Annotated in this window: 11 protein-coding genes; 2 read left to right on the top strand and 9 right to left on the bottom strand. The window is 35.7% G+C overall.

Annotated features, from left to right (window positions below):
- Nucleotides 1-11: 11 nt before the first annotated feature.
- The 9 genes from ABJF08_RS09460 to miaB form a co-directional block, all read right to left on the bottom strand.
- The gene (locus ABJF08_RS09460; protein WP_348115910.1) at nucleotides 12-3218 is read right to left on the bottom strand and encodes a SusC/RagA family TonB-linked outer membrane protein; all 3207 of its coding nucleotides are present in this window, start codon (nucleotides 3216-3218) and stop codon (nucleotides 12-14) included.
- Between the two features lie 419 nt (nucleotides 3219-3637).
- Complete coding sequence (locus tag ABJF08_RS09465; protein ID WP_348115911.1) at nucleotides 3638-4183, bottom strand: hypothetical protein; 546 nt, start codon at nucleotides 4181-4183, stop codon at nucleotides 3638-3640.
- A 137-nt stretch (nucleotides 4184-4320) separates the two neighbouring features.
- Nucleotides 4321-5958 carry a chaperonin GroEL gene (gene groL / locus ABJF08_RS09470; RefSeq protein WP_348115912.1) on the bottom strand — a complete coding sequence of 546 codons (1638 nt, stop codon included), beginning with the start codon at nucleotides 5956-5958 and terminating at the stop codon, nucleotides 4321-4323.
- A 99-nt stretch (nucleotides 5959-6057) separates the two neighbouring features.
- Nucleotides 6058-6333, bottom strand: coding sequence for a co-chaperone GroES (locus tag ABJF08_RS09475; protein WP_104515795.1), 276 nt, complete (start codon nucleotides 6331-6333; stop codon nucleotides 6058-6060).
- Between the two features lie 142 nt (nucleotides 6334-6475).
- Nucleotides 6476-6826 carry a preprotein translocase subunit SecG gene (gene secG / locus ABJF08_RS09480; RefSeq protein ID WP_348115913.1) on the bottom strand — a complete coding sequence of 117 codons (351 nt, stop codon included), beginning with the start codon at nucleotides 6824-6826 and terminating at the stop codon, nucleotides 6476-6478.
- Complete coding sequence (locus tag ABJF08_RS09485) at nucleotides 6826-7725, bottom strand: hypothetical protein (RefSeq protein WP_348115914.1); 900 nt, start codon at nucleotides 7723-7725, stop codon at nucleotides 6826-6828. Before ABJF08_RS09485 ends, secG begins: the two co-directional genes overlap by 1 nt.
- Nucleotides 7719-8231 carry an LptE family protein gene (locus tag ABJF08_RS09490; RefSeq protein WP_348115915.1) on the bottom strand — a complete coding sequence of 171 codons (513 nt, stop codon included), beginning with the start codon at nucleotides 8229-8231 and terminating at the stop codon, nucleotides 7719-7721. Before ABJF08_RS09490 ends, ABJF08_RS09485 begins: the two co-directional genes overlap by 7 nt.
- Nucleotides 8221-9522: a sigma-54 dependent transcriptional regulator gene (locus tag ABJF08_RS09495; RefSeq protein WP_348115916.1), complete on the bottom strand. Its 1302-nt coding sequence runs from the start codon at nucleotides 9520-9522 to the stop codon at nucleotides 8221-8223. Before ABJF08_RS09495 ends, ABJF08_RS09490 begins: the two co-directional genes overlap by 11 nt.
- Before the next feature lies 1 nt (nucleotide 9523).
- Entirely contained in the window at nucleotides 9524-10996 is a 1473-nt protein-coding gene (gene miaB / locus ABJF08_RS09500; protein WP_348115917.1) for a tRNA (N6-isopentenyl adenosine(37)-C2)-methylthiotransferase MiaB, read from the bottom strand.
- 360 nt (nucleotides 10997-11356) lie between these two features.
- Between miaB and topA the strand changes: the two genes are divergently transcribed.
- Together topA and ABJF08_RS09510 are read left to right on the top strand one after the other, a co-directional pair.
- The gene (gene topA / locus ABJF08_RS09505) at nucleotides 11357-13900 is read left to right on the top strand and encodes a type I DNA topoisomerase (RefSeq protein ID WP_348115918.1); all 2544 of its coding nucleotides are present in this window, start codon (nucleotides 11357-11359) and stop codon (nucleotides 13898-13900) included.
- 4 nt (nucleotides 13901-13904) lie between these two features.
- Nucleotides 13905-15062 carry a formimidoylglutamase gene (locus ABJF08_RS09510; RefSeq protein ID WP_348115919.1) on the top strand — a complete coding sequence of 386 codons (1158 nt, stop codon included), beginning with the start codon at nucleotides 13905-13907 and terminating at the stop codon, nucleotides 15060-15062.
- The last annotated feature ends 64 nt before the right edge of the window (nucleotides 15063-15126 follow it).

Here is a 15126-nt window from a genome sequence, read left to right on the forward strand (position 1 = left end):
ATTGGCTTTTTTTAAAAATTAAGATTAAGGTTTACACCATAACTCTTGGTATTAGGTTGATTGAAATAATCTAAACCATAACCATTACTATCTCCTGTTAAGTTCGTTTCAGGATCTACTCCTGGATAATCAGTACTTAACCATAGGTTTCTACCATATGCAGAAATAGATGCGCTTTCAAAGAATGTCTTTTCTAGTAACTTAGAAGGTAAGTTATAAGTAACTGTTAATTCTCTAAGTCTTATCCATGAACCGTCATAGATATTACTTTCACTAGTACCACCAAAGCCATATCTTCTATAGAAGTTGTTGTTTTCACTAATAGTTGAATCGTAATAAGGAACAACTTGTGTATTAGGTAGACCGGTAGATTGTACTGTACCTTGAAAAACAGTAGTTTGATCTCTGTTTAAAGTACGAGTAGATGTACCGAAGTAATCTAGGATACCACAAGTACCACACCATACATCACCACCTTTTCTAATGTCAAAAAGGAATGATAAAGAGAAGTCTTTATAAGAAAAAGTATTGCTTATTCCTGCTTGCCAGTCTGGAGTAGGATCACCTACTATAGAATTCTCAGTACTTTGAATAGGGTAACCATCGTCACCTATTAAAACATTACCAGCGTCGTCTCTTTGAAAACTACTACCGAATATTGCACTAAAAGGCTGTCCAGCAGCTGCTACTGCAGATGTGCTAGAGAATCCATTTAAAGTTACTTGCTCTACACCTGGTGCAAGTGATTCTACAATGTTCTCATAAGTAGTCCAGTTCACATCAATATTCCATTGAAAATCTTCAGTTCTTATAGGTGTATAACCTAGTGCAATTTCCACACCTTTGTTAGAAACTTCTGCTGCGTTATCTATTTTACTAGTAAAACCTGATGAAGATGGAACATCTACAGGTAAGATTACATCAGAAGAAAGTTTGTCATAATAAGTTACGTCAAATTTTAATTTGTTATCAAACATTTTTAATTCCATACCTACTTCAAATTCTCTTGCTTTTTCAGGAGTTAAGTTTGGATTACCAGCTAAACCAGATCTCTCAAAAGATACCGTGTCATAAGCAGGGAAAGAAACGCCTTGAATAAAGCCATCACCACCTATGAATGATCCACCGAATACAGTAGTTGTTGCTAGGGTAGGAGCATCTTTACCTACAGATCCATAGGATAATCTCAGTTTACCATAGTCTAAGAAAGAATCATTTTCTTTAAAAAGTTCCGTAAATACAAAACTAGTACCTAAAGAATAGGATTGGAAAGAATTGTTACCTACAGGTAGTGTAGAAGACCAGTCATTTCTAAATGATGGAGTTACATAAATCATGTCTTTGTAGTTAAAACTAGCCGTTGCAAATGCACCGATTAATTTTTTTCCTCCAGCAGACTCACGTACCTGATTAGAAGAAGCATTGCTTACATCAAAGAATCCTGGAATAGTTAATCCATCACCTATTTGGATACGGCGGCTGAATTTAGTGTAATAACCATCATAACCTACATTGTATGTGAAGCCTAAATCTTCATTTAATTGCTTAGAACCGTTGATAACCATGTTCCAGTTAATATCAGCATTTGCAATCTGGTCATTTATAACTCTACCAGAACCGAATGAAGCATCTAAAACATTAAATCCTGATTTTCTTTGATCTGTATATTGATCTACAGAAAGAGCAGATCTTATTTCAACTTCGTCAGATAATTTGTAGTTGAGACCAACCTTACCTATAAAACGACTTACATCATCTGTGTTAGAATTTTGTGCTACCGTAAAGTATGGGTTGTTGTAAATTCCATTTCTATAACTTCTTTGGCCAGGTAATTCTTGCCCAGCTATATCATAATAGTAAGAAGAAGAATTATCTGCAGCATCTTGACCTGTAAGACCGTTACCGTTATCAAAAGTAGGTGTGCTTCTTACTAGACCTAGCATAATCCCAGATATGTTAGAACCTCTTTGTACACGATTACCGCCAGATACACTGTACTGACCAGACATGTCTAAACTAAATTTGTCATCTAATTTTGCATTTATATCTGCTCTAAAAGTCTTTCTGTCAAATTCTTCGTTAGGTGATATACCGTCTTGTGTTAATCTACCTATAGAACCACGGTATCTTATTGTTTCATTTCCACCTGCAACAGAAAAGTTATTTTCTTGAAGCACTCCTGTTTTAAAGAAGTCATAATGGTCATAAGTGTTTGCAGCTTGTCCATTTCCTGTTCCAGCAGCAACTAGACGACCATTACTATCAAAAGGGTAGTCAGTAGCTCCATCATACTCTAGAGTGTTAACGTTAGGTCCCCAAGAATCTCCTTCAAAAGTTTCTGGACCTCTGTAAGTTAAAACGCCACCTACAACACCACCTTGAGCATAGGTTCTTTGAAGATCAGGTACTTTATTGTATTGAGAGAAAGTTGTGTTGGAGGTAATACTTGCAGTCGTTTTACCTAATTTCCCTTTTTTAGTAGTTATTAATACCACACCATTAGAAGCTCTAATTCCGTAAAGAGTTTGAGCGGCTAGTCCTTTTAGTACAGTTACACTAGCGATGTCGTTAGAGTTAAGATCTACTGCTCTGTTTGAGAAGTCAGTACCACTTAAACCTCCGTCACCATCTGCTTCAGATGTAGAAGAGTTATCAATAGGGACACCGTCTACAATAAATAAAGGAGAGTTACCGCCTACGATAGAACTATTACCTCTAATTCTAATGTTAGCAGACGCTCCAACTGAACCTGAAGAGTTAGTTACACTCACACCAGGTGCTTTACCAGCTAGTGCAGATATTACGTTAACCTCTTTAGCTCTAGTTACTTCATCACCATCTACTGTTGCAATGGCGTATCCTAGAGCTCTTGGTTTAGCTTTTATTCCTTGCGCAATAACTACCACTTCTCCTAATGCTTCAGCATCATCGGATAAAACAACATTAATCACTGCTTCTCCAGCAACATTTACTTCCTTAGTCTGCAGTCCTAAGTAAGAAAAAATAAGTACGTCGCCTTCTTGAGCAAGAATACTATACTTACCATCAATGTCTGTTTGTGCTCCGGTTTTAGTTCCTTTCTTTTGAACATTAACACCCAGTAATACTTCTCCCGAAGAGTCTGATACTGTACCAGAGACTTGTTTTTCTTGTGCAAACGAAAATTGCACGACTAGCATCAATAGAAATACCAGTCTTTTGTGTAGAAATAGTTTCATACGTTTTGATTTATTTGGTTAAAACGCTAAAAATATCACAATTAACTATTGTTAACCTAATTTCCTACAAATTAAATCCTAGTTAGTTAATAGGGATTATAGTTTGTTTTTTTTATAAATCTGTTGTACAGTATTTTAGGTTAAAAACTTTAACATTTTAATTTTTATGGTTATCAAGATAAAATATAGTTGTTATCAATTATTTTGTTTTTTAACAATTATATTGTTTATTTATTACTCTATTATTTTTGTATAGTTATTTATTTTTCCCTATTAATTTTAATTAATATAAATAACTTTCTTATTTCGCTTTCGCGAAAGCGAGTATAAAACAAAAAAAAACTCGATAAATAAATTATCGAGTTTGAGTAAATAGATTCTGAATTTATACGCTTATTACGTATTTATTAAATTAGGATTTAATTGAATAAGTACATCGTTCGTTTCTGATCATTAGGTAAACCTATTATGTTATTTGCATAGTCTTCTTGATAAATCATTTCTCCCTTTTTGATATAACCTCTTGCAAAGGGCACACATGTTGCCCAAGATCCTGATGGTTTGCATTTAGAGACATCGTCTATTTTTACTACTGTATGGTTTTCTACTGTTATAAAAATGTATTTAAAGTCTGTGGCTTTTTTTAAAGCTTCTCCAAAGTTTTCTTTTGAAATATCGATTTTTTCTGCCGCGGTGTCATCTGCAAGTTTTTGAAATTCTTCGATAGGGTTTCCTTTTTCAGATGTAGTAAAAGACTTTATATCTTTTAGATAATCGGTGATATTACCGCTAGCAGTTATATTATTGCTTTTTGTAGCTGAGATTTCTGTGTTACTGTCAGTGCTTTGATCACTGGTGGTTGTTGTAGGGTTGTTATTTGTAGGAGGCAGGCTAGTGGAGGCTTCTTTATCTTCTTTACAGCTTATTAATAAAGTGAGTAAGAATAGAATACTTAGATATTTCATAAAGTTGGGTTTTAGTGGGTAACGATTCTTATTGGTATTATATTTTATATAGGGTACAATGTACGAGAGTTGAATTAAATGTAAAAGCCATCTCTAAAGAGATGGCTTTTATTTAAAATAAGATTAAGAAGAATGATTTACATCATTCCGCCCATGCCTCCTGGCATACCACCAGGCATAGCGCTACCAGCGTTTTCTTCCTTAATTTCTATAAGTGCACACTCTGTAGTAAGTATCATCCCAGAAACAGATGCTGCGTTTTCTAACGCCACACGAGTTACTTTTTTAGGATCGATAATTCCTTCTTTAAGCATGTCTACATATTTATCGTTTTTAGCATCATAACCATTAGAACCTTTAGTTTCTAAAACCTTTGATACAACAACGCTTCCTTCACCACCAGCATTTTCTACTATGGTTCTTAGAGGTGCTTCTATAGCGCGAGCCACGATAGAGATTCCTGTTTCTTCGTCAGCATTGTTAGCGTTAACCTTAGAAAGAACAGATTTTGCGCGTACTAGTGCAACACCACCACCAGCAACTATACCTTCTTCTACAGCTGCACGAGTTGCATGAAGAGCGTCATCTACACGATCTTTCTTTTCTTTCATTTCTACTTCACTAGCAGCACCTACATAAAGTACAGCAACACCACCAGCAAGTTTTGCTAGACGTTCTTGAAGTTTTTCTTTGTCATAGTCAGATGTAGTATTCTCAATTTGAGATTTGATCTGTCCTACTCTAGATGTAATGTCAGTATTGTTACCAGCACCGTTTACTAAAGTCGTGTTATCTTTATTGATGTCTACCTTTTCACAAGTACCTAACATCTCTAAAGTCGTATTTTCAAGAGTAAATCCTCTTTCTTCAGAAATAACAGTACCGCCAGTAAGAATTGCGATGTCTTCTAACATAGCTTTTCTTCTATCTCCAAAACCAGGTGCTTTAACAGCAGCAATTTTTAAAGAACCTCTTAATTTGTTTACTACTAGTGTAGCAAGAGCTTCTCCATCTACATCTTCAGCAATAATAAGAAGTGGTTTACCTGTTTGTGCTACTGGTTCTAGAACAGGCATTAGTTCTTTCATAGTAGAGATCTTCTTATCAAATAATAAGATGTATGGATTCTCTAATTCAGTAGTCATTTTTTCAGAGTTAGTAACGAAATATGGAGATAAATATCCACGGTCGAACTGCATTCCTTCTACAACGTCCACATAAGTTTCTGTTCCTTTTGCTTCTTCTACAGTAATTACACCTTCTTTACCTACTTTTCCGAAAGCCTTAGCGATAAGATCACCTACTACTTCATCGTTATTTGCAGATATAGATGCAACTTGCTTGATCATCTCGCTAGAGTCACCTACCTTTTTAGCTTGCTTTTCTAGATCTTTTACGATAGATTCTACAGCTTTGTCGATACCACGTTTTAAATCCATAGGATTTGCACCAGCAGCTACGTTTTTAAGGCCTTCTTTTACGATAGCTTGTGCAAGTACGGTTGCTGTAGTAGTTCCGTCACCTGCAAGGTCGTTAGTCCTAGAAGCAACTTCTTTTACCATTTGTGCGCCCATGTTTTCTAGCTCATTCTCCAGCTCGATTTCTTTGGCAACACTTACACCATCTTTTGTTACTACAGGAGCACCAAAAGATTTTCCTATAATTACATTACGACCTTTAGGGCCTAATGTTACTTTTACTGCATTAGCAAGTGCATCAACTCCACGTTTGATTCCATCTCTTGCTTCTATATCAAATTTTATGTCTTTTGCCATTTCTTTAATTTTTTAAAATTTACTGTTTTGAACAGTTATTTTTTTAATCGTTAAAATTATTGATGTTGTTCTCGCTTTCGCGAAAGCGGATCTATTTTATTAAACTATCGCTAGAATATCATCCTCACGCATGATAAGGTAATCGCTACCATCTAGTTTTAATTCTGTACCACTGTATTTACCATAAAGAACGGTGTCACCTACTTTTACAGTCATGTCGTGATCTTTTTTTCCATTTCCTACAGCAACTACTTTACCTTGTTGAGGTTTTTCTTTTGCTGTATCAGGAATGTATAAACCAGAAGCTGTTTTTTGCTCTGCAGCAGTTGGTTCTATAACTACTCTGTCTGATAAAGGTTGAATATTTAATGCCATTTTAAAAAATGTTTATTTGATTATTAATGATTTGAGAAGTTCCATAAATATGCCAATTTATTTTCACTGACAAAACTTCTGTAAACAAAAATATCCAGCCTTGTGGGCTGGATATTTTGTCAGTTTATGATGTAGTGATTTGCTATTCACTGTCAGTTTCTGTTCCTTCAGTAGTATTAGTAGCATCGCTAGGTATGTTGTTAGTTGTGCTTTCTATAGCTGTAGGATCTGTTACCTCGATAGAACTTACAGATTTACCTTGAATTAAAGATGTACTAGCAAGAAGTATAAGAACTAAAAGCGCAGTAGAAAGTATCCATGTACTTTTATCTAGAAAATCACCTGTTTTCTTTACACCACCTAATTGTTGTGTACCGCCACCGCCAAAGCTAGAAGATAAACCACCTCCTTTAGGGTTTTGTACCATGATAACTACTATTAGTAAAAATGCTACTAAAACGATGAGTGCTAAAAAAATATAAAATGTTGTCATTATGTATTGTTACTTTGTAAATTCTTAATTTCTTGAATTTGGTCTGCAAATAAACCACTTTTTTCTGGATGTTGCAATACTAAAATCTCATAAGCCTTCAAGGCTTTGGAATAGTTTTTTTGTGCAAGGTAAACTTTAGCAAGAGTTTCCGTCATAAATTGACTTGGATCTTGATATTGATTTGCTACATTAATCGAGGGACTAGGCGATTTACGAGGCTTTATCTTTGGTTTCTCTGCAAGAAATTGATCAATGCGAGCCATCTTTCTAGCGCGGTCATCTATCTCCTCAATTATTTTGGATGATGTTGATTTTTCTTTTATTTCTTCCTCTCTTTTTGAAGAAACCTGATTTTCATCATCATTTTGGGTTGTTCTATCTATAGGTTGTAGACTGGTTAGTTGCAACCACTGAGAGAAACTATATGTTTCATTTTTATTAAACTCTAATGGTTCGTCTACTATAGAGATTCTTTCTTTCTTCTCAAAAAGATCTATATCTGTTACTTGTGTAAAGTCTGTACTAGCATTAAGATCTTCTTCTATAGTTTTTTGAATAGCATCTACTTCAACAGTTGGAGATAATGCGTTTTTTGCATTTTCGTTCTGTTTCTCTTCTTCTTGAAGTTGTTTTATTTGCTCACTAACTTTATTTTGTATAAATAAATCTGATGTGATGAAATCAAATAATACAGATCGGTCCGTAGTGTGTGACGCTGTTCTTTGTAATTCTTTATTATATAAAGGACTACTTTCATTTTTCAACCCTTTGAGATAAATACTGCGAGCTGCCTGAAAATAAGGGAACTCAACAAGGGTCTCTTGCAGCAAGGCTATATGGTCTACAGTGACTCGGTCTGGTTGTGCAAGCACATTGTTTATGTGATTTACATCTACCATTTAGCTAGTGTGTCATTTATAATGTCTTGTGTAAGTTGTTCGTAGATAACTTCTAGTGCTGTTTCTAGGGCAGTACCTTGTAATTGTACGTTTGCATTATAGTCATAGAAGAAACTGTATTTTTTTTCAAAACTTTCTTCGTCTCTCTTAGTATCTGTAAATCGTACATTTATCTCTATCGTTAATCGATTTTGAGATGCTGTACTATTTGCGGTAGCAGTCATAGGGGCGATGTAATATCTAGTAATTTCTCCTTGATATATATAATCACCATTTTTAGTAACTAGACTCAATGTAGATTGATCTTGTATGGCATCTTGTAACTCGATGGTAAACGTTCTTTCTATACCTGGCTCTACCAGTGCTGCCTGATAACCGAAGTAATCAACTTGATACGTCTTAATGTCTGACGGTATGGTTACTCCACTTAAACTATAAAGCCCACAAGAACTTAAACTTAAAAAAGCCAGTCCGATTATTAAAAAGCGTACGTTCTTAAAGATCATATTGTTTTATTTTACGGTAAAGTGTACGTTCTGAGATTCCTAGATCATCTGCAGCAGCTTTTCTTTTACCTTTATGTCTGTCTAACGACTTTTTTATCAATTCTATTTCCTTGTCGGCTAGAGATAGTGATTCTTCTTCTTCTATTTCTTGTGCAAAGTCATAACGATCACTAGTAGGTGGTACCGGTTCTACATAATGATTTTCGGTGTTAACTTTTTGAACTGGTGCTATATGCTCTTCTTGTGTGTAATCATATGCGTTATCTATAACGTCTTCATAATCCTGCTCGTTTTCCTTATGGTTTCCGTAAATACGTTTGATTAAACCAGGATTTTCTTCTCTTACATCTTTTGCGTTACCGCTTTCCATCAGTTCGTTGGTAAGTTTTTTAAGATCGTTCAAGTCATTCTTCATGTCAAATAAGACTTTGTACAAGATCTCACGCTCGTTTGCAAACTCACTATCGCTCTTTTTCTTCTCACCTATAACAGCAGGTAAGTTTTTACCAGCGTCTGGTAAGTAGTTGTGTAAAGTTGCGGCGGTTATATTTCTTTCTTTTTCCAGTACACTTATTTGCTCTGCAATGTTACGTAACTGTCTTATGTTACCACTCCATCTATAATTAGTAAGCATAGAAATAGCATTTTCATCTAGACGCAAAGTAGGCATCTTGTACTTCATCGCAAAATCACTAGCAAATTTCCTGAAAAGCAAATGGATATCACCTTTACGTTCTCTTAATGGTGGTAAGTCTATTTCGACTGTGCTTAGTCTATAGTAAAGGTCTTCTCTAAACTTCCCTTTTTCAATCGCATCATACATCCTTACGTTAGTTGCTGCGACTATGCGAACATCAGTTTTTTGTGTGGTAGAAGATCCTACTTTAAGAAACTCTCCATTTTCTAATACACGTAATAAACGTACTTGTGTAGGTAGCGGTAATTCTCCTACTTCGTCTAGGAAAATTGTTCCACCATCTGCCACCTCAAAATATCCAGATCTGGTAGAAGTCGCACCTGTAAAAGCACCTTTCTCATGACCGAATAATTCAGAATCTATAGTTCCTTCTGGAATAGCACCACAGTTTACAGCGATGTATTTTGCATGTTTCCTAAAAGATTGTGAGTGTATAATCTTAGGAATACTTTCCTTACCGACTCCACTCTCTCCAGTAACAAGTACAGAAATATCTGTAGGAGCGACCTGTAATGACTTTTCTATCGCTCTATTAAAGCCAGGATCATTACCTATTAATTCAAAACGCTGTTTTACCGATTGTACACTTTCCATATTATACGGTGTCGTAAGTTAATGGTCCTTTCATGTCGCTATATCCTATAGCTTTACCTTTAAGAGTAGCGCTTGTACAGTCTGTAATTTCTACCATAACATATTCACCTACTTTGTAATCTTCTTTATCAAAAATAGCAACGTAGTTTTGAGTGTTTCTTCCTGCCCAGTGTTGATCAGATTTTTTAGATTCTTTTTCAATGAGGCATTCCACTGTTTTCCCTACAAAGTATTGTGCTCTTTCATGACCAGTTCTTCTTTGTACCGCTATAATCTCACTAAGTCTTCTACTTTTTACTTCTTCAGGTACATCGTCTTCTAGTTTACGAGCAGCCATTGTTCCTGGACGTTCAGAATAAGAAAACATGAATCCATAATCATATTTTACATATTCCATAAGGCTTAAAGTATCTTTATGGTCTTCTTCAGTTTCTGTAGGGAAACCAGTGATCATATCTTGAGAAACTGCACATTCTGGTATAATAGCGTGTACACGATCTATTAAATTCATGTATTCTTCACGAGTATGCAGTCTATTCATTTCTTTTAAGATGCGATTGCTACCAGACTGCACAGGTAGGTGTATATAATTACATATGTTTCTATGTGCTGCAATAGCATGTAAAACATCGTCACTTATATCTTGTGGATTACTAGTAGAAAAACGTATCCTTAAATCAGGGTGCGCATTTGCAACTTTATGTAATAACTGTGCAAAATCTACAGCGGTAGCCTTTGCCATCTTACTGGCTTTTTTAAAATCTTTTTTAAGCCCGCCACCATACCATAGGAAAGAATCTACATTCTGTCCTAATAAAGTGATTTCTTTAAAACCTTTATTCCATAAATCATTCACTTCTTCGAGTATGGAATGTGGATCGCGACTGCGTTCACGACCACGAGTAAATGGTACGACACAAAAGGTGCACATATTATCGCAACCTCTGGTAATAGATACAAAGGCAGTAACACCGTTAGAGTTTAACCTAACAGGCGCGATGTCTCCATAGGTTTCTTCTTTAGATAGAAGCACATTTACAGCATCTCTTCCTTCATCTATCTCGGCAACTAGATTAGGTAGGTCTTTATAAGCATCTGGTCCTACGACCATATCTACTATTTTTTCTTCTTCTAGAAACTTAGATTTTAGTCGCTCGGCCATGCAGCCTAGAACGCCTACTTTCATATTAGGGTTCTTACGTTCCTTAACACGGTTATATTTTTCTAATCTTTTACGAACGGTTTGTTCAGCTTTGTCTCTAATAGAGCAGGTGTTAACTAATACTAAATCAGCTTCTTCCATGTTATTAGTGGTGTTGAATCCTTCTTTTGCAAGAATAGATGCAACTATCTCACTATCAGAAAAATTCATCTGACATCCGTAACTTTCTATATAGAGTTTGCGCGTGTTTGTAGCATTGTGTTCTAACACGACAGCAGTTCCTTGCTTTTCTTCTTCAATAATCTTTTCCATCAATCGTCATCATTAATATAACGTTGCAAAGATATGTTTTATGACACAATGGCAGCATTAAGTTGGTTAATATTTTTTCAATCTCGATTAAGGCTATTTTTCATAATGGTAATAATGCATATAATAAGGACGGTTTTTGTTGCGGTCTCGCTTTCGCGAAAGCGGAATTCTAATCATCTTTTTACATAAAAACATTTTTATAGAGTAAAATAATTATAAAATGCAGATATGTTAATAAGGTTAAACGTCAAGAACTGAACGCTTTAAAATTTCAGGCGCCTTTTCAACTACTTGTTTAACAGATGTTTGTGGAGGTCATAAAAATAACTCATACCTTTGCATTTCAAAAATCATAGTTTAATGGCAAAGAATCTTGTTATTGTAGAGTCGCCGGCTAAGGCGAAAACGATAGAAAAATTTCTAGGTAAAGATTTTAAAGTGGCGTCCAGTTTTGGGCATATTGCAGACTTACCTTCTAAGGAATTAGGCGTAGATGTAGATAAGAATTTTGAGCCTAAATACATAGTGAGTAGTGACAAGAAAGATCTTGTAAGAAAACTAAAAAAGATGGCTGCCGATGCAGAGATGGTCTGGCTAGCAAGTGATGAGGATCGAGAAGGTGAGGCGATAGCGTGGCACCTAGCAGAACAGCTAGATCTTAAAGCAGGAAACACAAAACGTATCGTATTTAATGCGATTACTAAAAGTGCTGTGCAAAACGCGATTGATAACCCACGTACTATAGATTATGACCTAGTTAATGCGCAACAAGCGCGTCGTATACTGGATCGTATAGTTGGGTATGAAATTTCACCTATTTTATGGCGTAAAGTAAAAGGTGGAGCGAGCGCAGGACGTGTGCAATCTGTTGCTGTGCGTTTAATCGTAGAGCGTGAGGATGAAATACTGAACTTTAGTTCTGATAATTTTTTCAGAGTTGATGCAGATTTTAATACGGATGAAGGTGCGTTGCTCAAAGCAAAGCTACCTAGTAATTTAAAGTCGCTTAAAGAGGCTCAGGACTTTCTTGAGGTAAATAAAGGTGCAAAATTTGAAGTAGCAGATCTTGTTAAAAAGCCTGCTAAAAAATCTCCTGCACCACCATTTACTACTTCTACTTTACAACAAGAGGCGTCACGTAAATTGTTTTTTAACGTAAGTCGTACCATGCAGCTGGCACAACGCCTTTATGAGGCTGGTTTAATTACTTATATGAGAACAGATTCTGTTAACTTAAGTAAGGAGGCAAAGCAAGGCGCTGAAGAGGAAATACATAAAGCTTATGGAAGTGAATTCCATAAGGAACGTAATTATAAAGGAAAGTCTAAAGGTGCTCAAGAGGCGCATGAGGCTATACGTCCTACTAATTTTGCTGTCCATAGTTCTGGAGCAGATCGCGACCAGATACGTCTGTATGAGTTGATCTGGAAAAGAGCAATTGCAAGTCAGATGAGTGATGCAAAATTAGAACGTACTAATGTTACCATATCTGCAGATAAGCATGAGAAGAATTTTACTGCTAGTGGTGAGATTGTAAAGTTTGAAGGTTTCTTAAAAGTATATTTAGAAAGTACTGATGATGAAGATCTTGAGCAACAAGGATTATTGCCAGATCTTAAAATAGGGCAGTCATTATTAAATAAAAAAATCACAGCTACAGAGAGGTTTACTAGACCGCCTTACAGGTATACAGAAGCTTCTCTTGTAAAGCAACTAGAAGAATTAGGTATAGGACGTCCGTCTACATATGCACCTACTATTACTACCATTCAGAATAGAAAATACATTGAAAAAGGACAATCAGAAGGTCTTGAGCGTGACTATGTTCAACTTACTTTAAGTAAAGATAAGGTGGCAGAGAAAAAGCTTACTGAAAAGACTGGGTCTGATAAAAATAAAATGATTCCTACCGATGTCGGTAGAGTTGTGAATAGCTTCTTAGTAGAACACTTTGGAAGTATTTTAGATTATAATTTCACAGCAAATGTGGAGGAATCTTTTGATAATATCGCCGAAGGAAAAGAAGAATGGACCGATATGATGGGACATTTTTATAAAAGTTTTCACCCTACAGTACAAGATGTTGCTGAGAATGCAGAACGTGAAGTAGGAGAGCGTGTCTTAGGAGTTCATCCAGAAAGTGGTAAACCTATTAGTGTGCGTTTAGGAAGATTTGGTGCTATGGCGCAAATAGGTACGGTAGAGGATGAAGAGAAACCAGAATTTGCAAGTTTATTGCCTACTCAACATCTAAATACAATTACCTTAGAAGAGGTGATGGAGTTGTTTAAGCTGCCTAGAACTGTAGGTGAGTATAATGGTCATCCTGTTGAAGTAAACCAGGGACGTTTTGGTCCGTATGTGAAGTTTAATGAAAAGACATTTGTCAGTCTAGAGAAGGATGATGATCCTATGACTCTTACCTTCGAGCGTGCTGCAGAGTTGATTCAGATGAAAGAAAAGGCAGATGCTCCTATCTATACTTATGATGAGCAACCTGTGACTAAAGGTGTTGGTCGTTTTGGGCCGTATATTAAATGGGCAGGAATGTTTATTTCGGTAAATAAAAAATATGACTTTGATAATCTTTCTAATGATGATATAGAAACTTTAATAAAGGATAAGATTCAGAAAGAGAAGGATAAGCTTATCGTAGACTGGGAAGAAGAAGGAATACGAATTGAGAAGGCTAGATGGGGAAGGCATAATGTTATCAAAGGAAAGATTAAAGTAGAGCTTTCTAAGGATATCAATCCATTGAAAATAACATTGGAAAAAGCTCAAGAGCTTATTGCAAAAAAGGCTCCTAAGAAAAAAGCAGCCGCTAAAAAGAAGGCGCCTGCAAAAAAGAAAACCGTTGCTAAGAAAAAAGCACCAGTTAAAAAGAAAACAACAAAGAAATAAGTAAATGGCTTTAGAGTTTCTAAAACCGCTCAATGACGCAGTTGTAACGCACGCAGAATTGCAGCCTGACCAAACCATTGCAAAGTCTATAAGATTCCATACCTCACAAGATGGTTTGCCTAGTTTGAAAGGCGTACAGTTAGTTATTATAGGAGTGTTAGAGAATCGTAGAGATTCTAATGCGCTGTTTCAGGTAGAAAGTCTTGATCAAGTTCGTGAGAAGTTATACGAGCTATATCCAGGGAACTGGAGTACTGCATTAGCAGATTTAGGAGACGTTCATGCTGGAGATAGTGTTGAGGATACATATTATGTAGTAAAACAACTTACAGAACACTTTTTAAGAGAAGGTATAATTCCGATGTTTTTAGGAGGTAGTCAGGATTTAATGTATCCTATATATCGTGCGTTTGATGAATTTCAACACATGATAAATGTTGTTAATGTAGACTGTAGATTTGATTTGGGTGATATAGATTTACCTATTACTTCTCGCAGTTATGTTGGTAAAATGATTGCGCAAGAACCTTATAATCTATTCAATTATAGTAATCTAGGTTTTCAGACTTATTTTAATTCACAAGATGAAATAGATCTTTTAGATAGGATGTATTTCGATGCCATACGATTGGGATATCTAGATAATGACATTACATTAGCTGAGCCTGTTCTTAGGGACGCAGATATTGTAGGGATAGACATGAGTGTAGTGAGGGCAGGAGATCTTTCCTACAAAAAAGCAAACCCAAACGGACTTGATGGAAAGCAGGTATGCAGTTTATCGAGATATGCTGGGATAAGTGATAGGCTTAAAGTCTTTGGGATTTTTGAAATAAATAGTGAAAGGAATTCTGGAGCACAACTTGCTGCAGAGATGATTTGGTACTTTATCGAGGGTGTTAATTATCGTAGTTTTGAGTATCCTGTCGATATCTCAGATGGATGTATGATCTATAAGGTGCCTATTGATGACGAAGTTCTTACCTTTTACAAATCTAACGACAGTGGTCGCTGGTGGATTGAATTACCTTTTATTTCAAATGTTAATAATAAACTAAAACAAAATACGTTATTACCATGCGATCGACGAGATTATGAAATGGCATGTGATCAGATTCTTCCTGATAGATGGTTGAAAGCGAGACGTAAGAACGAAATATAGATATGGAATCTATCTTTATTATAATTTATTGATAAAAAAAAGTTGTGGAATCGAAATCTTTTAG

This window comes from Nonlabens sp. (genome assembly GCF_039941875.1).
Taxonomy (GTDB): Bacteria; Bacteroidota; Bacteroidia; order Flavobacteriales; family Flavobacteriaceae; genus Nonlabens.